At 58.1% G+C, this 20589-nt stretch carries 17 protein-coding genes; 10 read left to right on the top strand and 7 right to left on the bottom strand.

The genetic code is table 11. The annotated features are described in order from the left end of the window. Positions 1 to 178: 178 nt before the first annotated feature. On the bottom strand, positions 179 to 904 hold the full coding sequence (locus tag D3D01_RS12950; RefSeq protein ID WP_121512466.1) for a hypothetical protein: 726 nt from the start codon (positions 902 to 904) through the stop codon (positions 179 to 181). A gap of 522 nt (positions 905 to 1426) precedes the next feature. Here D3D01_RS12950 and D3D01_RS12945 point away from each other — a divergent pair. The 9 genes from D3D01_RS12945 (at position 1427) to D3D01_RS12905 (ending at position 10620) form a co-directional block, all read left to right on the top strand. Next, a complete protein-coding gene (locus D3D01_RS12945) occupies positions 1427 to 2233 on the top strand; it encodes an IclR family transcriptional regulator (RefSeq protein WP_101349842.1) in 807 nt (268 codons plus the stop codon). A gap of 710 nt (positions 2234 to 2943) precedes the next feature. Further along, positions 2944 to 4227 (top strand): glutamate dehydrogenase GdhB, encoded by a 1284-nt coding sequence (gene gdhB / locus D3D01_RS12940; protein WP_101349843.1) that lies wholly within the window; start codon positions 2944 to 2946, stop codon positions 4225 to 4227. 6 nt (positions 4228 to 4233) lie between these two features. Continuing rightward, the gene (rocF, locus tag D3D01_RS12935) at positions 4234 to 5181 is read left to right on the top strand and encodes an arginase (RefSeq protein ID WP_394343397.1); all 948 of its coding nucleotides are present in this window, start codon (positions 4234 to 4236) and stop codon (positions 5179 to 5181) included. Positions 5182 to 5273: 92 nt separating this feature from the next. After that, positions 5274 to 6596 (top strand): aspartate aminotransferase family protein, encoded by a 1323-nt coding sequence (locus D3D01_RS12930; RefSeq protein WP_121512465.1) that lies wholly within the window; start codon positions 5274 to 5276, stop codon positions 6594 to 6596. Positions 6597 to 6655: 59 nt separating this feature from the next. After that, complete coding sequence (locus tag D3D01_RS12925) at positions 6656 to 7444, top strand: basic amino acid ABC transporter substrate-binding protein (protein ID WP_121512464.1); 789 nt, start codon at positions 6656 to 6658, stop codon at positions 7442 to 7444. 4 nt (positions 7445 to 7448) lie between these two features. Then, on the top strand, positions 7449 to 8129 hold the full coding sequence (locus D3D01_RS12920) for an amino acid ABC transporter permease (RefSeq protein ID WP_121512463.1): 681 nt from the start codon (positions 7449 to 7451) through the stop codon (positions 8127 to 8129). Next, entirely contained in the window at positions 8126 to 8878 is a 753-nt protein-coding gene (locus tag D3D01_RS12915; RefSeq protein WP_121512462.1) for an amino acid ABC transporter ATP-binding protein, read from the top strand. Before D3D01_RS12920 ends, D3D01_RS12915 begins: the two co-directional genes overlap by 4 nt. Then, positions 8875 to 9861: an amino acid ABC transporter permease gene (locus D3D01_RS12910; protein WP_121512461.1), complete on the top strand. Its 987-nt coding sequence runs from the start codon at positions 8875 to 8877 to the stop codon at positions 9859 to 9861. Before D3D01_RS12915 ends, D3D01_RS12910 begins: the two co-directional genes overlap by 4 nt. Positions 9862 to 9903: 42 nt before the next feature. After that, entirely contained in the window at positions 9904 to 10620 is a 717-nt protein-coding gene (locus D3D01_RS12905; RefSeq protein WP_121512460.1) for a helix-turn-helix domain-containing protein, read from the top strand. 249 nt (positions 10621 to 10869) lie between these two features. Here the strand turns inward: D3D01_RS12905 and D3D01_RS12900 are convergent, their stop codons facing one another. The 6 genes from D3D01_RS12900 to D3D01_RS12875 form a co-directional block, all read right to left on the bottom strand. Further along, a complete protein-coding gene (locus D3D01_RS12900) occupies positions 10870 to 11907 on the bottom strand; it encodes a tyrosine-type recombinase/integrase (RefSeq protein ID WP_101349850.1) in 1038 nt (345 codons plus the stop codon). Beyond that, complete coding sequence (locus D3D01_RS12895; RefSeq protein ID WP_121512459.1) at positions 11904 to 12317, bottom strand: DUF5805 domain-containing protein; 414 nt, start codon at positions 12315 to 12317, stop codon at positions 11904 to 11906. Before D3D01_RS12895 ends, D3D01_RS12900 begins: the two co-directional genes overlap by 4 nt. Before the next feature lie 2076 nt (positions 12318 to 14393). Beyond that, positions 14394 to 14864 (bottom strand): hypothetical protein, encoded by a 471-nt coding sequence (locus D3D01_RS12890; protein WP_121512458.1) that lies wholly within the window; start codon positions 14862 to 14864, stop codon positions 14394 to 14396. A gap of 778 nt (positions 14865 to 15642) precedes the next feature. Further along, entirely contained in the window at positions 15643 to 16068 is a 426-nt protein-coding gene (locus D3D01_RS12885) for a hypothetical protein (RefSeq protein WP_121512457.1), read from the bottom strand. A 56-nt stretch (positions 16069 to 16124) separates the two neighbouring features. Next, the gene (locus D3D01_RS12880) at positions 16125 to 18047 is read right to left on the bottom strand and encodes a HAMP domain-containing protein (RefSeq protein ID WP_121512456.1); all 1923 of its coding nucleotides are present in this window, start codon (positions 18045 to 18047) and stop codon (positions 16125 to 16127) included. 2 nt (positions 18048 to 18049) lie between these two features. Then, positions 18050 to 19258 carry an ABC transporter substrate-binding protein gene (locus D3D01_RS12875; RefSeq protein ID WP_121512455.1) on the bottom strand — a complete coding sequence of 403 codons (1209 nt, stop codon included), beginning with the start codon at positions 19256 to 19258 and terminating at the stop codon, positions 18050 to 18052. 336 nt (positions 19259 to 19594) lie between these two features. On the opposite strand from D3D01_RS12875, the gene kdgK1 reads away from it, so the two are divergent. Beyond that, complete coding sequence (kdgK1, locus tag D3D01_RS12870; RefSeq protein ID WP_121512454.1) at positions 19595 to 20554, top strand: bifunctional 2-dehydro-3-deoxygluconokinase/2-dehydro-3-deoxygalactonokinase; 960 nt, start codon at positions 19595 to 19597, stop codon at positions 20552 to 20554. Positions 20555 to 20589 lie beyond the last annotated feature (35 nt).

The following is a 20589-nucleotide window of genomic DNA, read 5'->3' as shown; positions in this document are numbered from 1 at the left end:
CGCAGGAAGTGGGGCGAATATGTTCGTCGGTAAATAGTGAATGGTGACTACTCGCGAACATCGCCGCAGAGTACAACAACTGTGCAATCGTCTCCGTACTCTCCGGGGTGGGTGGTGGGTGCCGGCGTCGGATGCACCGCGCTTCGGTGACACGGTCTGCTGTAGGCACCGCCTTCGTTCAACTGTCCACAGACTCTTGTAGCCGTGCGAGACTGGTCAACACCGGATACGTCCAGAGTTGGTCTTCGTACATATACGTGCAGAACTCGTGTGTTTCGAACCGGTGAACGCTAGAGTGGAGTTGATCCTGTCGCTCCTGTAAAATCGCAGCAATGTCGCTCTGGAACGTTTCACGATACCACTCGGGCACGACCGTACTGTCGAGTGTCTCGATGATTTCCTGCAGACTGCCGTGGTACTCCTGTATCGATTCTTGTTCGATTTTGACAGCGCGGTCCAGCGACGTCCGCTCGTCGATTGCTTGCTCAGCCGCAGCTACGAGTGACCGTTTGAGCGGCGGGGAAAATCCGACGTTCGTCTCAGGGTGAAATAGTGCTGCGTAGTCCTGTCCAAACTCGATCGCGACGTTTTCGACCAGCGATTCATCGTACACTGACTCGTAGTGGTCGACAGCTAGCACCGTGTCGGTGTAAGCGTCTCGTAGCGCTTTGACGGGGTCGGGTGCGGGTTGTCGGCTTCGCGGACCGACGGGGGAGGAGGGCTGTTCAACGGGGTCGAGGGCGCGGAGGCGCTGCAGGAATTCTTCGAGACCAGCCTGCTCGGCGGCAAGTTCAGTATGCTCCTCGTCAAGCACAGTGAGAGCCGTCTCTACCGGCTCGAGGATGTGGTCTCGCCATGTGTGCAGGAACCACTGCGCGCCGTCCTGCGCAGGCGTCGTTGCCATGCTAGTGTATCGTCTGGTAACAACAATAAGTGTTTTAGTTACCGGACAACACCGCTCTGTTCCGGACGGCTATTTATATAGTCCCGGCGTCGTTGCCGGGGCCATCGTGCGGTTTCGATATATTGGTATTTTCAATCCTCATAGAATACCAGGCGCCTCGGTGAACTGGCATGATTTATCTAGTTTTCCGGCAGGTATATCTGAGTATGTCCATATACGACCAAATATGCACCAGTAAATCCGCAACACGGATTTTTGAAATAGTAATGCTGTATTCGTTAGTGGTATTGAATTATATCTATATAAACTCGGCATAATGAGATAGAAAAATCTCATTTGGATCCATATTCCCAGAGATACACATTTCGATACATTCCGGTCCTGTCGTCCAGTCAATTGGTTGCGGGCAATTTTGCGGTGCTAAGTATTGCTACCAGTCAGTGGTAGCGGCTGAGCGATTGCTCTGGCCGCACATCGCTCACATCCGGGTTTTTAAATAATGACGGCAACTCTACTCGGGTAATGACCGACGACGCCGACACACAAAACACGGGCCGACGGATACAGTCCGTGGAGAACGCCTGTGAGATTATTGAAGCTGTTCAGGAGTCACATAGCGCGACGTTGCAGGAGTTGAGCGAGCGAATCGAACTCTCCCAGGGAACGCTTCACACGTATCTTGCGACGCTGACCGACTGCGGCTTTCTCTCGAAGGACGACGACACGTACCAGCTTGGCTTTCGGTTCGTCACGATGGGTGAACACGTCCGAAACGAGACAGAACTCTATACCGCCGGCCAAGAGGAAGTGGACAAGCTGGCGGACAAATCCGGCGAGTACGTCCATCTGGTCGTTGAGAACGACGGGCGCGAAGTCGCCATCTACGAGCGGCGAGGGGAGCATGCCGTCGGGATGGACTATCACCTCCAGTTGCGGGAAGCACCACAGCATCTCCACGACAGCGCGTCTGGGAAGGCGATCCTCTCGTGTCTCCCAGACGAGCGTGTCAAGAGAATTATCGACCGAGAAGGGCTCTCACGACAGACACAGCACACGATTACGGACCGAGAGACGCTCTGCGACGAGCTAGAGACCATCCGGGAGCGGGGATACGCGACGAACGACGAGGAAGAAATCCGCGGCCTCCGGGCAGTCGGTGCGCCGATACTGGACAACGATGGGACCGTCGTCGGCGCGGTCAGTGTGACTGCACCGACCAGCCGTTTGAAAGGAGCCCGCTTCGACACTGAGATCCCCGAGATGGTGATGGAAGCTGCGAACCTCATCGAAGTCAATCTCGAAATGACGTCGTTCGACCGCGGCACATAATCGCGGTGTCTGACACCTGTCGCTCTGTGTCGGCGACGACCGCTACCCAACAACGGCGTTCAGTCTCCGGGATTTGGATACCTCAAATCTCTCCTGTCCGACTGTGACTGCGGAACGGAGCGATTCTCTCGGTGACTGAACCACAATAACAGTCGTACCACCGTTAGGAAGACCCTTGGATGGACGTCTCCAGCCCGACAGCAGGCCTACAGGCTGTCTCCGGCGTCTCACAGGGGAACCTAGGTGGTATGCTCATGGACGGGAGTCTGCCACCGCCGTGCTCTGTTTATTTTTGATTTGGTCAAAAGGTCTATCGACCCTCTCTTCGGTACGTAGATTAGATCACAGCACACACGCGTCGATATCTTCGCGGTCATGTCCACTTTTATCGGCTCAGTGTCGCTTTGCCTATTGAATATACCAAGTTCGATTTTGCGAAATCTTCCGCATAGACAGCGAGAGTTTGGCTCATAATCCCCCAAGGACTTCTCACGAGAGTTTTTGATCGGTTTTGCTATTCTCAAATAGTTTGCTCCGGAGGCACTCCCAAATATTTATTAACAATACCGGTATTGATGCCGATACACTGTCTCACTCCAGCCATTGAATGCTGACAGTCAGGACGGAACCGGCAGCTGGACAACGCAGCGTACTCGCCCCGTTGGTCCCGAATCGAGTGGGCGTACGCACCGCCGAACCCACAAACACTCATGAGCACACAGACGGAGCCACCAGAGCAAGCGCCAGATGAGGACGAATCGCCAATCGCGACTGCCCGTCGCCAACTGGAGCGGGCGGCCGAACACCTCGACCTTTCCGAGGGGCTGCTTGAGCAGCTCCGCCATCCATCGAAAACCGTCGAGGTATCTGTCCCGATCCGCCGAGCCGACGGGAGTGTCGAGGTGTTTAACGGGTATCGCGTCCAGCATTTCGAGGTTAGAGGCCCGTACAAGGGCGGTATGCGATACCACCCGAGCGTCTCCGCAGAGGAGTGTACGGCGCTGGCGATGTTGATGACGTGGAAGTGTGCGGTGATGGACCTTCCCTTCGGCGGTGCGAAGGGCGGAATCGTCGTCGACCCGTCGACGCTCACTGCACAGGAAACCGAGCAACTGACCCGCCGGTTCGCTGAGGAACTACGCGAAGTCGTCGGGCCGACGAAAGACATCCCCGCACCTGACATGGGGACCGACGAGCAGACCGTCGCCTGGTTCATGGACGCGTATTCGATGCAGGAAGGCGAGACAGTCCCCGGCATTGTGACCGGCAAACCAACAGCGGTCGGCGGCACACACGGCCGTGAAGAGGCACCCGGCCGAAGCGTCGCCATCGTCGCCCGCGAAGCGCTCGACTACTATGACGGAAATGTCGACGGTGCCACCGTCGCTGTACAGGGCTTCGGTGCTGTCGGCGCGAACGCCGCACGTCTGCTCGATTCCTGGGGCGCATCCGTCGTCGCTGTCAGCGACGTCGACGGCGGTATCTACGACGAATCCGGCCTCGATGTCGAATCAATCTCCGCTGACGGCGACGAACACGGCCAGCTGGGGGACGTTGACGCACCGCGTCAGCTATCCAACGCCGAGTTGCTGGAACTCGATGTCGATGTCTTGATTCCCGCGGCGGTCGGAAACGTATTGACCAAACAAAACGCTGCGGACGTGCAGGCAAGCATTATCGTCGAAGGTGCGAACGGGCCGACAACGACAGCAGCCGACGCTGTGTTCAAAGAGCGCGACATCCCAGTTATCCCAGACATCCTCGCCAACGCCGGGGGCGTCACTGCGAGCTACTTCGAATGGCTCCAGCACATTAACCGGCGGAGCTGGTCCCGCGAGGAGGTCAACGAAGAACTCGAAGCCGAAATGCTCGATGCATGGGAGGCGCTCCAGACCGAAGTCGAGGACCGCGATGTCACGTGGCGAACGGCGGCCTACATCGTTGCGCTCTCGCGAATCGGTGACGCTATGAACGCCCGCGGGCTATGGCCGTAGCAACGGATGTCGCTTCAGTCTACCCACTCACGAGACCACAGTCGTTCCGTGTCACCTGTCGCGGTGCTCGGTGTCCCCTTCGCGCTCGGCGCTGACCGGCGTGGCGTCGACATGGGACCGTCGGCGATTCGCTATGGCGGCCTCAGTACCGCGCTCGATACGGCCGGCATCGAATACACTGACGCCGGGGATCTAGCACTGCCGACGCTACAGTCGCAGTCAGCGACTCCCGACGACAGTGCGAAGTACCTCGATGCGATTGCCGAAATGACCGACACCCTTGCCGACCGGGTGGCGACCGAGATAGCCGACGGGAGCGTGCCGCTGGTGTTAGGTGGCGACCACTCTATCGCCATGGGCACTATGCGCGGTGCAGCCCAGACGTCTGAACTCGGCGTCATCTGGTTCGACGCGCACGGCGATTACAACACCCCGACTACGTCGCCCAGCGGCAACGTCCACGGCATGCCGCTCGCGGCCGCCCACGGCTACGGCGACTTCGCAGAGATGCCGTGGGCCACCGCCCCGAGCGTCGCCGAGGAGAACACCGTCATCGTCGGCGCGCGGAGCCTCGACGCTGACGAACGAGCGGTCCTCCGTGAGAGCGATATCTCCGTCTTTACGATGGCAGATATCGATAAACGGGGTATCGGGCCAGTCACCGACGAGGCACTCGACATCGCGACTGACGGCGTCGACGACATCCACGTCAGCCTCGACCTCGACTGGCTTGACCCGGAGGACGCACCGGGAGTCGGGACACCGGTACCCGGTGGCGTCACCTACCGGGAGGCGCATACGGCGATGGAACGGGTCGCCGACCGCGACGCCGCCGAGTCGGTGCTGCGCTCGCTCGATGTCGTCGAAGTCAATCCCATCCTCGACCAGCGCAACACGACGGGCGAACGAGCGGCCGAATTCGCCGCCAGCGCGTTCGGCAAGCGGATTCTGTAGCTCTTTTCGAACCGCGGCAGGTACCCGGTCGTGTGGCCGCACGCTGGCCCGGAACACAGTGATTTATTACCAATGATTGCTACTGTGATAACATGGACCGCAATACTGCAGAGCCGCGTGTCGATAGCCTTCCTGGCCCACAGAGCAGCGAGTGGGTCGAGTACCACCACGAGACCGCCGCGCCGAGCACGTACGTGTACGATTTCGTCTGGGACATCACCGAAGACGCAATCGGTCCGTTCTGCACAGACGCGGACGGCAACGTCCTGCTCGATTTCACCTGCCACGTCGCCGCGTCGCCGCTCGGCTACAATAACCCGAAAGTGCTCAACCGGGCCGACGAGTTTGACATGGTCGACCCGCTGAAAATCGCCGGTCAGGACTTCTACGTCAGTACCGGTGGGTCGCCCGACGAAACGTCGCTGCCGGGCCCTGCCCACCTGATGGATAAACTGACAGACGTCACTAGCCAGTACGACTTTGACACTGTCTTCCTCTCGAACTCCGGCGCTGAGGCTGTCGAAAACGCGATGAAGATCTGTTACGATAACTGCGAGACGCCGAAGTACGGCATTACCTTCGACGGCGCGTTCCACGGACGGACCCTCGGGGCGCTTTCACTGAACCGTTCGAAGTCCGTCTACCGCCGGAAGTTCCCCGAACTCAGCGGGATTCACGACGTGGAGTACTCAGAGGCCGGCGTCGAGCGCCTCCGTTCGAAACTCGACGCAGATACCGGCCATATCCCGCCCGAAGAAGTCGCGTTCCTCATTCTGGAGCCGATACAGGGCGAAGGCGGCTACCGCGTCCCGAGCCCCGAGTTCCTCTCGGCCGTCGACGACCTCTGCCGGGAACACGACATCCCGATCATCGCCGACGAAATCCAGTCGGGAGCCGGCCGCACTGGGGAGATGTGGGCCGTCGACCACTACGACATCGAACCGGATGTCATCACGAGCGCCAAAGCGCTCCGGGTCGGCTCGACCATCTCCCGGTCGGACATCTTCCCGTCCGAAACGTCGCGGCTCTCCTCAACGTGGGGGGCTGGCGACATCCTCGGCTCGATGCGTGGCGCGCTGACCCTCGCCGCTATCGAGGACCACGACCTGCTGGACAACGCCGCCGAGAAAGGGACGTACTTCATGGACCGACTCCGCGATATCTCGGCAGACCGTCCGCTGGTCGAAGACGTTCGCGGCCTCGGCCTGATGACCGCGGTGGAGTTCGATACGGCTGACCGCCGCGACGCCGTGATGGAAACCGCACTCCAGCACGGCCTCCTCACGCTCGGCTGTGGCCAGAAATCCCTCCGACTGCTCCCGCCGCTTGATGTCAGCGAGCGCGAACTGGAACTCTGTGTCGACATCCTCGATTCGGTCTTTACCGAGGTTGCAGACGCTGTCGCGTCGGCCTGACCCTCGCTACTTCTGCGGTAACCGAAATGTTAAAATATGATTGATTCGACTGTGGCACTATGCCACGAGAGGCACGCGTAGACAGACGGAGGTATCTGCAGGCAATCGGTGGCACTGTCGCGACCCTGTCAGTCGCCGGCTGTCAATCGGGCAGCGGTGACTCACAGACGCTCACTGCGGGAACGGCGCCGGGCTTTCCGCCGTTTGAGATGAAACAGGACGGCGAACTCGTCGGCTTCGACGTCGAGCTACTGGAAGCCGTTGTCGCGGCGACGGAGTACGAGCTGAGCGGCTGGGAGGAACTGGAGTTCAAATCACTTATTCCCGCGTTGAACAACGGCAACGTCGACGTCGTCGCGGCTGGCATGACGATAAACGATGACCGCGACGAGGCAATCGACTTCTCTGACCCATACTACAACTCGAATCAGGCCATCATCGTCCGGGAGAGCGGGTCGTTCTCGCCGTCGTCGCTGGCTGACCTCTCCGGGGCGACGGTCGGGGCACAGAAAGGGACGACCGGTGAATCCGTGATCAAAGACCAGCTCATCGAAGCCGGGACGATTCAGGCGTCTCAGTACAACGCGTACGGCAACTACGTGCTCGCCGTCGAGGACCTGCTGAACGAAAACGTCGATGTCATCATCATCGACGTCCCCGTGGCGAACTCGTTCGTGGCAGATCGCCCCATCAAGTCTGCGTTCGTCCACGAGACTGGCGAGCAGTTCGGCTTCGGGATTCAGTCCGGTGACGACGAACTCGCGGGCGCGCTCAACAGCGGGCTGACCACAGTTGAGGACGACGGGACGTACCGGGACCTGACCGAGAAGTGGTTCGGACAGAAGTGAGGCCATGGCAGCAATCCTACTCCAGACCGTTGACTGGCTGTTCGTCATCGACAATCTGGGCCTGTTGCTCGGCGGGACAGCTGTCACCATCGCGCTCACTGTCGCCAGTATTCTCCTTGGATTCGCCATCGGGTTCCCGGCCGGTGCGATAGAGGTGTACGGCTCGGAAAGGGCCAGTCGGCTGGTCGAACAGGTCGGGGTTGTCCTTCGCGGCACCCCGCTGTTGGTCATCATTATGATCCTGTACTTCGGCCTGTCCGTTTCAAGCAGCGCATTTGTCACGGCGACTATCGCGCTCGGACTCCGGAGTGCCGCTTACCAGTCACAGATTTTCCGCGGTGCGCTCCAGAGCGTCGACGACGGGCAACTGGAAGCGGCCCGCGCCGTCGCGATGTCCCGGTTCGAAGCGATCCGGTACGTCGTCGTCCCGCAGGCGCTCCGCCGGAGTGTGCCGGGATTCCAGAACGAGTTCACTATCGTCCTCAAGGACACGAGCATCGCCATCGTCATCGGCATCGGCGAACTGCTGACGACGGGCCAGAACCTCTACGAAGGCGGACAGTCGACCGCGGCGCTGGAGATATTCCTCGCCGTCAGCCTCGTTTATTTCGTGCTGACGTTCGCGACGAACCGGTCGCTCGATAGACTCAGTGACTACTACGCAGTACCGGAGGGAACGACATGACACAGCCATTACTCTCAATCGACGACCTGCACAAGTCCTACGGGAGCGAAGAAGTACTGGAAGGCGTTGGCCTCGATATGGATCAGGGCGACGTGACGGTTCTCATCGGCCCGAGCGGCTCAGGGAAGTCAACGCTGCTCCGGTGTGTGAACCGCCTGACCGAGATCAACAGTGGTCAAATTGTTCTCGATGGGCGGGACGTGACCGGGGCCGACACCGATGTCAACGAACTGCGAAAGCAAGTCGGCATGGTGTTTCAGGATTTCAACCTCTTTGCGCACCTGACGGCGCTCGAAAACGTCACGCTCGGCCCGAAAAAAGTGCTCGGCATGGACGCTGTTGACGCCGAGGCGGCCGGACGGGACCACCTCGAACAGGTCGGATTGCTGGAACAGGCGGACTCGTACCCCGCTGAACTCTCCGGCGGACAGAAACAGCGCGTCGGCATCGCACGCGCACTCGCAATGGACCCAGAGCTGCTGCTGTTCGACGAGCCGACCAGCGCACTCGACCCCGAACTCGTCGGCGAAGTCGTCGAGGTAATGCGTGACCTCGCCGCCGAGGGCGTCACCATGCTCGTCGTCAGCCACGAGATGGACTTCGCCCGGTCGGCCGCATCTGACATCGTGTTCCTCGACGACGGTGAAATCGTCGAACACGGCCCGCCGGAGCAACTGTTCCGGAACCCCACAGCGGACCGAACCGAACAGTTCCTGAGCAGATTGCACGCACACGAGGCGACGCCATGAGCACGGCCGAATCGACGACATCACCGAACCCGGGACTCCGTGACCGCGTCGGCACAGTGTTCACTATCCGCCCACTTACCGTGGGTCTAGCGCTGTTCTGGGTCTGGGTTCTCGCTCGCTGGACCACCGATTTCGTCCTCGCAGGGCTACTCGGGCTCGACCGCGGCACACCGTTCATCCCGGCAGCTCCGTTTCTGACAACAGCGGACACTATCAGCTCGCTCGCCGCGTCACTCGGTGCGGCCGGAGCGCCACTCGCGTGGGTCGCTGACACGCTCCGGTTCGCCGCCGACGCGACGGCGTACCTGCCGGCGCTGGCCCAGGGCATCTGGACGACGGTTCTACTCACGGCCTTCAGCGTCTGTCTCGGATTCACGCTGGCGCTTCCGCTTAGCGTCGTTCGCGTGTACGGTGGACGGTGGGCTCGCTGGCTCGCGCTGTCGTACACTGAACTCATCCGCGGGACGCCGCTGCTCGCCCAGTTGTTCGTGCTTTACTTCGCGACCTCACTCACGCAGGTTCTCAGAGGTGTCCCGGGGGTTGGTGTCGGCTTCGTTCCGGCGCAGGCGTTCTGGGTGGCCGTGATCAGTTTCACGCTGAACAGCGCTGCCTACCAGTCCGAATACCTGCGTGCGTCGCTGGAATCAGTCGACGGCGGTCAGTTGACTGCCGCACGCGCCATCGGACTCTCAAAGCTCGAGGGAATCCGGTACGTCGTTGTTCCCCAGGGCCTTCGGCTCGCGCTGCCCAGTTGGACGAACGAACTCGTGTATCTCATTAAGTACTCCTCACTGGCGAGTTTCATCACTGTACAGGAGCTGTACGGCAGAACAAGTACTATCGCGAACGAAACGTACCAGTATACGGAACTCTTCGTGCTGGTGGCGATACTGTACCTGGCCCTTGTCGTGTCGGCATCAGCATTGATCGACCGTGTCGAATCGCACACTGCAACCGCCGGCGTCGGACACACGAGACAATGATTACCCTCTTGAGGCCTCCGATCAACTATTATAACACATCCTATGAGTCACGCTGATAGCGCCGGAGCACGGCTCACACTCGACCTGTGGCACCCGAACTGCTGGGCTATCGAGGCGACCGACTGTACGGACGGCGGCATCCTGGCGCACACGGTCCAACAGACCGTTCAGTCGTCGGCAGTATCAGTCAACGGTGTGTTTACAGTGTATGGAGCTACGAAGTCGGCTGTCGAAGACTGCCTCGACGCAGTCCGTGCCTCACCCCACGCCGGAGAGATACAGGAACTCCAGGCACGGATCGGACACAAGCGCGATGCACCCGGCACCGTCGTCAGACAGTTTCTGCTAGAGTACGATCCAGACGAACTAGTCTGCCCGACGCTCCTTGAACACGGGTTCGTCCACAGCGCGCCCGTTCGTATCGAAGACGGTCGCGAACGCTGGCAAGTGAGTTTCACCGGCGAGCGGCCCGAAATTCAGTCAGCACTCGATGCCGTCGAAGCTGACGCCGACGCTGACGTGTCGGTCGAATCCATTGTCACGCCTGACAGCGATTCTGAACGGTCGGTGGGTAGGCTACGAACTGACTCGCTGACGCCGGCGCAGCGACGAGCCTTCGAAGCGGCCCGCGAAGCGGGCTACTATCAGTGGCCGCGCGGGGTCTCGGTTCGCGAACTCGCCGCACAGATGGATATCTCGAAGACGACGCTCCTCGAGCACCTCCGAACTGCCGAGTCGAAACTCTTGGATCCCGAGTAGCCCTATCAGTGGCGCTTTCTTCGGATGGATTTTCCTGAGACGGCTGTAGTCATGGCACCTGCAGTTTCTTGCGGGGCAGCTCGTACGAGCCCGTGATAGCCTGGCTCGCTTGAGACAACTGAAATCGTCCGCTGAGCCAGTGCAGTTGCCAGGCAGTATCTGCTTAATTCGATATAGCGATATGTAATTTACAAGTCCAGCACCCACCATCTCGGCTACGGCTAAAGCATGATATAAATAACAAATCAGTCACAGCAGCGAGTAGATTTCAGCCTCGTACACATCCCTGACCCGAGTCCCCCATTCGTGGGTGTACGTGTCGATGACATCCTGTGCCACGTCGCCTCTGAGGTACTTGACGACACCGCGGTCGCCAGTCCGATCCCGGAGATGTGTCGTGAAGAAGTGTCGAAAGTAGTGCGGTGTCACGTTTTCTTCGGCCCCCCCACCGTCCGTGTACCACCCGAACTCGCGAGCGTGGGATTCGACGATGTGGTGTACCATGTTCGGCGTGAGTCGCTCTCCCCAGCTGTCGCTTGTGGACACAAACAGCGGCGCTGCGGGGGACTGCGTGTCCGGTCGAATCGCGAGCCAGCGTCGCAACACTGCGCCTAGCTCTGCGTCGACTGGAATCGTTGTCTCGCGCTTGCGCTTGTTGGATGCGGTCCGCTCTTCGCCGTTACTAGCCTCACCACGAGTCGGGTCTGCCGCGATGAACAACGAGTCCGGACGCCCATCAAGCCCCGGTCGGACCGGAATATCTGGTCTGGGGCCGGGGGTGTCGAGGTTGAGGTCCCGGATGTCGAGGTTACACAGTTCGCCGGCCCGCATTCCCGTTTTCAACAGTGTCACTGTGATAGCTCGCTCAAGTGGGTGTGAAATGCTATCAACGAACGCACGCATCGATTGGAGGTCTACCTCCCGACGGGTCGGGTCGGTGTTGATCGATTCGTCCATCTCCTCCATGACTAACGTCATCGGGTTCGAATCGAAGACGCCGACCTGAGTCATGTATGCAAAAAACCGGTGCAGATAGGATGCATACGTTGCGACAGTGCTTTCCTCGGCATCTCCACGGATACTGTGGACGTATGCCATACAGTCGCGGTGGGAAGCCTCCTGAACAGGAAGGGGCTGGCTGCTATCCGACAGATAGGACTCGAAGTCTCGCAGGACGCGCTCATAGGAGGCACGAGTCCGGTCGCTCTTTCCGTGGTACCTGATGTCATCGAGGAAATAGCCGATCGGGTCCGATTCGGCGTCTGGTGTGGCTGTATCCGTGCTCATTCGTCTCGAACGTACCCTCCATGTCGCCCGCTGTACTGCACTTCGTTGTTGGACTGCAGTTCCTGCAGCGTGTCTTCGAGTCGTTCCTCGATATCGTCGGTCAACTCGGCGAGCAGGTCATCCCACTCGTAATACTCCCCGTCAGCCAGGATGTCTCGCACCCGGTCTTTCAGCCCGTCACCCCGGGGGGTAGCGCCCGGAGAACGGGGCTTCTCGCTATCGCTCTCTGTGGCGTCCGATTCAGCCGTCTCGGACACTGCTGGCTCGAAACCGCTTCGGCCTGCCTGTACCATCGTCCGGACGAACTCGCTTTGACTCATATCCAACTCCTCGGCGTGGGCCTGCCACTGTTCCTTCTGATAGGCCGGAATGTACGTTCGAACCGTCGTTCGCTCACTGTCACTGGACACAGTTTCCCCTCGGACGCCGGGAACTTCAATGTAGTCCCATATTCAGAGATAAAAGCCTTTATTTGGGTATATGATACCCTATTTCGCCGCATATGTGGCAGATATTCTATAACTTTACGGAAATATAAGCACACACTCACAAATATAATATATGCCAGAAAGCTGGCCCCACTTGTTGGTTCGCCCAGACAGGGGTGGATCCGGCACGCCGTGAAGTGTCGATACGGTACTCCGAATGACTTGGCTGCCCTGCGCGGTTGCTTCCTTGGCCGTCTCACGCACAAACATCTGCAGCCCAATGACACATGTGCTGCCGCTGTTGGCATCCTACGGTGAAACAGTTCGGTCCTCTCCGTAGACACCCCAACCGGTCACTGAGCTCTTGGCAGACTATTATAGTATGCTGGGCGACACCACATCTGTGCGCTGATTTCTGAGATGCTGAGACGCTGCGATTCCAACAGTCGTGGTCGTCCTATCCAAAGCTATGCATCTATTTGCATGTTTTACTGGCGTTTCAGACTCGTTTCCGACACTGTGAGGCTGGCGAAATCGCACTGCAGACGGTCCTGCTACGGTGTTGTCCGGCCTGTCCCGCCACACGCAGAGGGTCTTAGTCGGCCACGCTCCGACTTGCCATCAACATCCACTGTCCACACCATCTCCGTATAGCAATTCCAGCAGGCACGACGTACTGCTTTTCCTCGTGACTGCGCGGTTCCCGGGCTCGCTTCCAGCACAGTCGCTAGAAACGTTTACGACTGTCTCGATCCTCCCGGAAATCGTCCTGGAAAACTCCGCCTTCAGCGGTTCCGGAAGGCTTCGTTTCTCAGATAGTCGCTGTATTTTCGCGTCATTTCATTGCGTCACTGACCATCTCATGACTTTTGTACAGACACTGTTTGCCTGTCGTGATGGTGTAGCTGCCTTGCCACTCCCTGAGCGGTCGTGTCGTCGGGCAGTTGCGTGTCCTCCGCCAGAAATAGTCATCAGTAAGCTCGGAAGAGGCACCCGGTATTTCGTACCACAACCCAACGACTCTATCCCGTGTTGTCGAGCTACTTCGGGTTAGCAGCGATGTAGAACTGGAAACATCCTGTGGTTGTCTGCTCACAGTGAACTTCCGATCAGCATCTCAGGCCCTCGGGACTGCCAATCTCTTTTATCGCTCTACGATATGCTGCGAATACTGCCCTTGTGTACACGCCCGCTGCCCTCGTTGCAACGGAAATCCGGTAGGTGTTCTGCAACCGATGTCCTCGGTCCGAAAGACTTTCTTCGTCTTCAAGTATTCGTGCCACGTGTCGCTGTTCCGTGTCACCTATTGAGTAGCAGGCCATCGAAAAAACATCGCACTGTCTTGGGGCGGTCTGTACGACTCTGTCCGCTCCTGTATAGTACACCAAGCGTCCGATCGCTGGGACGCAACATCGGGCTATAGAGTACCGAACCGAAACCCTCCTGCATTAGCGTGTCGAGACTGAAACTAGCGATATGCGTTCCCGACGACACGCGTCCGCTCAGGTGGGTGAGTCCGGTGGCTAACGACGCACTTGTTCTTTTGTTCATGATTGCGATCGTTCTGGTAGTCATGATTGTGACCCTTATCGGTGGGTTCTATCTGGTTAAGTATCTCGTCGAGCGCACGTTCAATTCGTAAGCGTGGCTCACCAAAGCGTTCTTACTACCTGACACTTTAATCACTATCAGTAATCCCGATGGACGCCCCCAGTGATGTACTCGGAACAAATAAACTGTATATGACTATATAAATTAAGGGACAATCAGTCCTGCACAGGTTCGAAACGTGGAACCTACAAACCGAGATATTCCTAATATTTATTATATGGAGTTAGTATCTCATGAGTTATTGAAGATCCCAAGGCTGTAGATCAGCAAACAAACAGCGTCAACTAATGCCAGTTTCTTAAATAATATGCCCTGTGAAATCCTCGTTGGGTAACACACTCCTATCCCGTTCCAGTCAATACAATGATTGTAACTCAAAGGCCACAAATGTCACAGGTTGGCCGAGACCCACTTCGGGGTCAAAACTAAAGGCGTCAAAAGGATACACTACCGATTGTCAGCCGTTGGGTCGGCTTCCTCATTCACCAAGTGATACACTCCGAGCACTAATAGCACTATCCCAGCGAGCCCAGCCCCGTAGCCGAGTGCATCCACGAGGCCACAGAGCTTGCATCTTGAGGCGGTGATTATACTGTATACCGTCCCGTTTTTTTCCACAAGGGCAGTGGCCGATGTGTCTCCAGTTGGATACTCGAAATCTGGCGGTGACTGATACACCCGAATAAATTCATCAGCACGAAGTCCTTGGTCAAACAACTCTTGGCCCCCCTCTGAAAGGTCACTGTACCTGAGCACCTCGTCATCGGGAGAGACAACCGATTCATCCACCTCCGTGACAAGAACTTGGGTTCCCGTATCGGGGGCAACAAAAAGGAGTAGGCCAGATATGACGAGTGCTGCTACTCCAATTATAATGAGAGCCCGGCCGCTGAATCGAAATCCTGCTGGTGTACCCATTTTGCAGCCTGTCTGTAATGAATGAAGTATGTTTTCTAGATTCCTAATACGTCAGCTGAGGTAGCAAGCGCATCTTCCGTGCAAGAACTTATATCGGTTATGGCACCGTTGGCCTCCTGTTCGGGACTACCCGAGCAGTTGTCACAAGGTGGTGGGTTCCCCGATGCGATAGCGGTGCATACCAGATTTGTGCTGGTGATGCGTTATTGTGTGAAGTGATTTCACCAAGAGAGTGGTCTTTGGAATGAGCTTGGGAACAAGCGTCTGACGGTGTATCAATATTATCCACCAGAGGCGAGTGGAGGGCATTGTGGATGACAGTGAGCTCAAATTTATCATTTCGACCCAATAGACACGACCGCGTAAGTTCCGGGTTCATCCGAAATCGGTAGTAACACGTCCGGTATTTCGACCTGTTTTTACGGTCATTTTTCTGTAAATCGTAGTCTCTCTGTATCGACCGTGCTGGCGAGCCATTGTTTCTGCAGCTAGTAGCTCGAATCCCGGCTTCTCTCCCTGTTTCGTCTGTTATTACCCCTACCCTCAGAATCTGTGAGTCCGTATTCAGATTGGAGATCCGCCCCCCAGTAGAAGGCATCTGGTGTAGCATGTCGGCAGGGATCTGAACGGACCGAGCCGGGATAGTTCATCCTCGTGGCGAGGATATCTCTTCTCACGAGCCACTCGAATTCAGCGTTGGGCTCCCGTGAAAACGATGGCTGTCAACCGAAACCAGCGATGTATGGTCGACTGACCCGGACTTCCGCTAGAACACCTGTCAGTCTCGGTTTCTTCCGGTCGCTACGCCCAGAACCGTCGTCTCAGCGTCGAAATACGCCGGCGCGTCGGTTTCGATTTCGAATTCAAGAACGGTTTCGAGATCGCCAGAGTCTTCGGCGAATTGCTCTGCAAGATCTGTATATCCCTCAGCGAGTGTCCGGTATTCCTCTATTGTTGCCTGTTTCGATTGCGCTCGCTCCTGCTTAGCCTCGATTTCGCCGATAGTAGCTTCCGTATCACTGTCGAGGCGCTCGGAACTCTCGGTCAATGTCGCGCGAGCGTTGGCAGTGTCCTGTTCGATTTCTTCGAGCAAATCGGAGAGCACCGCGCTCTGTCGATCTATGTGACCCGCAAGAATCGCAGCCTGCGTTCGACAGTACTCGGCGAGTTCAGCCCGTGAAATATCGCCTACGTCGTCGCTCATTGAATGCGGTACGTCGCCAGCGCGAAAATCGGTTTCGGTGAAAGCGGCGACGCAGGTTACTCTTCTTCCTCTTCACCGAGACTCTGTGACGGACCACCCGAGAAGACGAACTCGTGTTCGGCCTCGGTTTCGAAGCGGTTCAGGATGTCACCGAGTGGCTTCGCGTAGCGTTTGAGCTGTTCGGCCCGCGAAGACACCTCGTTGAGCTCTGCGGCCTGCTCTTCGGCTGCGCCAGCGACAGTCTGAGTCTCGGCCATCATCTGGTCACTCGTTTCAGCGGCCGACTGCAGTGTCGTTGCAACCGTTCGGAACCGGTCAAGTGAGTCACCCAGATCGATGTCCGGATTGTCCGCGTCCAGTTCTTCGAGCGTGTCCACGAGGGTGTCGAGGTCCTCCGAGATGGTAGCGAGACGGTCCTTCTGATCGTAGGCGTCGTCGGAGATTTTCTGCGTCGATTCGGCGACCTGCTCGGACGCGTCACGGACTGACTCCGCACTGGACAGAACGACATCCCCGGATTCCGCGACTTCATCAGCGAAGCTGTTGAGCTGGCCGATTGTCTTTTCGAGTTCGTCGACCATACCGTTGAACTCGCTGGCGATACGATCCATCGATTCGTTCTCGCCGTCGGTGGCCATCCGCTCGGTGAGGTTTCCAGCGGCCGTCTCCTCCATCACGTCGGAGAACTCCTCGGCCTTCTTCTGGAGATACTTGTTGACCTCGAGGGCCTCGGCCCGGGAAACCTCTGCCTCTTTCTGTGCACGCTCGGCCTCGTTGATCTGCTGTTTGAGCGCGTCACGCATATCAGCGAACCCGCTGTACAGGCGGCCCACGTTGTCGATGCGGCTGGTAGCGATATCGACGTCGAGGTTCCCCTGTCGCATCTGGTCCGTTTTTCGGGTCAGGCGGTCAATCGACGTCGCCGTGTTGTATCCGAGTATCGCACCGACACCCGCAATGAGCAACACCATCAGTGCCGTCCCGATGAGCCCGTACTGCTGGACGTTCTGGACGAACCCAAATACCGCAGAGTTGGGCGCGTGCACGAGGACGACCCAGTCCGTTCCCTGTATCGGTGCGTAGCCGACGGTGTAGCGTTCGCTGAGGACGTCGGCCGCCGGCATGTCAGCGATGACGCCGGATTGCTGTTCCGAGGACCGGAGGTCGTTTGCCTCGCTGATCGGCGCGGTAGCGCGGCTGTTCTCGCTGTACGACTGCAGCATATTCTCCCCGAGGCCACGGCTCCCGTCTCTGGGCTCGTCGATCATGACGACCGCCGACCCGTCGACGACTTGCGTAAATCCACCTTCGGCCCTGTTGTTCCCCTGTAGCGAGTTCGCAATCTCGTCGAGTGAGTATTCGATGAGTATATACCGGTTTTGCGAGGCATCGACAGGGCTGACAAAGCCAACGACTGGGCCGGAGTTTGTCTGATACACGTCGGAGACGACGACATCGCTTGCCGTCTCGAAGTCGGTACCGGCAAGCCACCCCCTGCTCGTCGATTCGAGGGGTGAGTTGGTCAGTACCTGTGAGTTAGATGTGCTGGCGACAACTTGAGACTGGGCGGCGTTTCGTTCGATCAGATGGATATCAGCAGCGTCTGCCGACAAGGCGGCTTTCCGATTGTTGAGTTCGATATTGATATCGTCGGCATCGCTACTGGCCCAGATGTCATCTGAGGAGACGAATTGAGTCGATAGACGGTTTCGGTCTACCCACTGTGACAGGATGTCCGCTTCCTGTGCGGCGGCGTTCTGGTAGTCACTCAGAACCTGTTGTTCAGTGTAATCCCTGACTTGTTCTGTCGCGGCAAGGCCGATGAGCCCAACCGACAGCGCCATGATGAAGAGAACGATGCCGAATTTGAGTGCGAAGTTCCGCCGGATGAAATCCGGGACAACTGTCGCCAAAATCCCACCGGAGGCGTTCGAATCGGTCTCTGAACTGTCTGGTATCTGTGTGTTTCCTGAACTCATAGTTAGTTTCCTCCAAGCGAACAGCTCGCCGCTGGGTCGCTATCGCACGCGTACTGTACGTCCGCTGGTTCCCCGACCAGCTCGTAGTAGGTACCATAGGATTGCTGTATCTCCGACTTTCCTCTCACAACCGGCACCTGACGCATCGCCTGATGATCACAAGCTCGAAGCGTCTGCGGTCCGAGGCCGGCGTCGTACTCGTACCCTTCGAGCGCTCTGATGACATCGATCGGGTTGAACGTTCCCGCGCGCTCGACTGCGCTGGCGTATTGCAACGTTTGCGTATATGCGATATGTGCTGGCCCTGATGGAGTGGCTGATTTCGAGGAACCAGTCGAACTGCCGTACTCCTTACGGAACGCCTCTCGGAAGGTATTGGACAGCGGCGAGTTGATTGCCGGACTCCAGGCGACAGTTCCGATAACGCCCTCTATCGCATCGCCTGCGGTCTGGGCAATATCCTTCGAAGCCATCGGAAGAACGATATTCGACTCCGGGAACTCATCTCGGAACGCCCGGAGTGCGTTTACTGCGTCAAGGCCCCCGAGTCCAAGCACAATCACGTCGAAATCGACCGATTTGATGTCTGCTGCGTACTGGGAGTAGTCGCTTGTCCCGACCTGTGCGGTCGTGTCCCAGACAGGTGCCCAGCCGATATCTCCGAGGGCTGCATCCATATCATCCCGGAGCGTCTGTCCCCAGTCGCTGTCCTGAAAGATTTTGACGTAATTGACGTCGTCTCCGAACTCGGTACTGAGTGCCGGGGCCAGCGCCTTTGCCGCCATGCGGTTGTTGAATATCTCGCGGAAGGAGTACCGGTTACAGTCGGCCCCCGTCAGCGAGTTTGTGTTGGCCATCGTCGCCATGTACACGACTTGGTTCTTCGCGGCTACCTTCTGATTAGCCAGGCCGGAACTGCTGGACGTACCGCCAGCAAGCATAATCACTTCCTCGCTATCAACAAGCCGCTGTGCGTTACGCCGAGCGGTATCTGAATTGCCACCCGTGTCTTCGACAGCGAATTCGACATCCTTATCGAGAAGACCGTCACCGTCAAGAGGCGACTCGTACTTCTCGCTCGTTACCCACCCACCGCCGTTGTTAATGTGCTTGACAGCGAGTTTGAATCCCCGGAGTTCCTGCTTGCCGGCAGTTGAGTACGCCCCAGAGGAAGCGATGTTGAAACCAAATGTCACCGAATCCCCGGACACCGGAAAGTTTCCAACCGGTGTTGTGGTCGGTGTCCCATCTCCATCTGTTCCGGCCTCGCTGCCACCACAGCCTGCAAGTCCGGCCAACCCGGCCGCACCAATCGAACGGAGTAGGTTCCGCCTAGAGACCGACGGTCCACCTCCATCTCTCCCTGAATCCATACTGCCGTGTCTTAATTAGTATAGCACATAAACTTTTGGAGAAAACTTATACTGCCTATAAGTTGTGGCGAAAAATACGAGCTGACGCGCTCCACTGCAGTAAGGAGAGACTAACAAAGCCGTCTGGCGGCTGGTTCTCCGGGATTTATACCCAGTCAGTGAGCAACGTCGGATATGACGGAGTTAGTTACGTTCGGTGAGACAATGTTGCGGTTGTCGCCACCCGACGACGAGCGACTGGAGACCGCAGACCAGTACACTGTCAGAGCAGCCGGCGCAGAGTCAAACGTTGCGGTCGCTGCGCAGCGGCTTGGACTCGATGCACTGTGGGCCTCAAAACTCCCCGATTCGCCGGTCGGTCGACGAGTCACAGGAGAGCTCAAGCACCACGGCGTGTCGGTCGATATCGCTTGGGACGACGCGGACAGCGCCCGACAGGGAACCTACTATCTAGAACAGGGTAGTCCACCGCGTGGGAACGATGTCATCTACGACCGTCAAAACGCCAGTGTCACAACCGCCACACCGGCGGAGCTTCCAACCGAGACTATCGCAGACGCCGCGGGGTTCCATACCTCGGGTATCACACCGGCGCTGTCGGAGACGCTCAAATCGACTACTGCTGACCTCCTCTCGCTCGCACAGGACGCGGGTACGACCACGAGCTTCGACCTGAACTACCGCTCGAAGCTCTGGACGCCAGCCGAAGCCCGTTCAGTCCTGACCGAGCTATTCCCGTCTGTCGACGTGCTCGTCGTCGCAGAACGGGACGCGAACGTCGTGCTGGACCGGACTGGCGACCCGGAAACGATTGCTCGGGACCTTGCTGCCGAGTACGGGTTCGAAGCGACAGTGGTCACTCGCGGCAGCGACGGGGCGCTCGCGCTCGCTGACGGGACCGTAACGGAGCAGCCGACCTTCGAGTCGACCGATGCACATCCGGTCGGCACTGGCGATTCCTTTGTCGGCGGCTTCCTCTCGCAGTACCTCTCCGGTGGCTCCGTTGCAGACGGGCTTGCCTGGGGGGCCGCGACGGCCGCACTCAAACGGACGATTCCGGGCGACATTGCCGTTGTGTCCCCCGACGAAATCCGCTCGATTCTCAGCGGCGACACGGAAGCGATTTCGCGGTAGCTACGCCGTCCAGCAAGCTTCTTATCCCTTCGCGG

Origin of the sequence: Haloarcula sp. Atlit-7R (assembly GCF_003666065.1) — an archaeon.
In the GTDB taxonomy this organism is placed as follows: Archaea; Halobacteriota; Halobacteria; order Halobacteriales; family Haloarculaceae; genus Haloarcula; species Haloarcula taiwanensis.
This window is presented reverse-complemented; position numbering and strand designations above follow the sequence as displayed.

Coding starts and splice junctions, on each gene's coding strand:
- D3D01_RS12905 (WP_121512460.1), top strand. CDS start 9,904: ATGAGTCACGCTGATAGCGCCGGAGCACGGCTCACACTCGACCTGTGG.
- kdgK1 (WP_121512454.1), top strand. CDS start 19,595: ATGACGGAGTTAGTTACGTTCGGTGAGACAATGTTGCGGTTGTCGCCA.
- D3D01_RS12920 (WP_121512463.1), top strand. CDS start 7,449: ATGGCAGCAATCCTACTCCAGACCGTTGACTGGCTGTTCGTCATCGAC.
- D3D01_RS12900 (WP_101349850.1), bottom strand. CDS start 11,907: ATGAGCACGGATACAGCCACACCAGACGCCGAATCGGACCCGATCGGC.
- D3D01_RS12945 (WP_101349842.1), top strand. CDS start 1,427: ATGACCGACGACGCCGACACACAAAACACGGGCCGACGGATACAGTCC.
- gdhB (WP_101349843.1), top strand. CDS start 2,944: ATGAGCACACAGACGGAGCCACCAGAGCAAGCGCCAGATGAGGACGAA.
- D3D01_RS12910 (WP_121512461.1), top strand. CDS start 8,875: ATGAGCACGGCCGAATCGACGACATCACCGAACCCGGGACTCCGTGAC.
- D3D01_RS12890 (WP_121512458.1), bottom strand. CDS start 14,864: ATGGGTACACCAGCAGGATTTCGATTCAGCGGCCGGGCTCTCATTATA.
- D3D01_RS12915 (WP_121512462.1), top strand. CDS start 8,126: ATGACACAGCCATTACTCTCAATCGACGACCTGCACAAGTCCTACGGG.
- D3D01_RS12950 (WP_121512466.1), bottom strand. CDS start 904: ATGGCAACGACGCCTGCGCAGGACGGCGCGCAGTGGTTCCTGCACACA.
- rocF (WP_394343397.1), top strand. CDS start 4,234: ATGTCGCTTCAGTCTACCCACTCACGAGACCACAGTCGTTCCGTGTCA.
- D3D01_RS12925 (WP_121512464.1), top strand. CDS start 6,656: ATGCCACGAGAGGCACGCGTAGACAGACGGAGGTATCTGCAGGCAATC.
- D3D01_RS12885 (WP_121512457.1), bottom strand. CDS start 16,068: ATGAGCGACGACGTAGGCGATATTTCACGGGCTGAACTCGCCGAGTAC.
- D3D01_RS12880 (WP_121512456.1), bottom strand. CDS start 18,047: ATGAGTTCAGGAAACACACAGATACCAGACAGTTCAGAGACCGATTCG.
- D3D01_RS12930 (WP_121512465.1), top strand. CDS start 5,274: ATGGACCGCAATACTGCAGAGCCGCGTGTCGATAGCCTTCCTGGCCCA.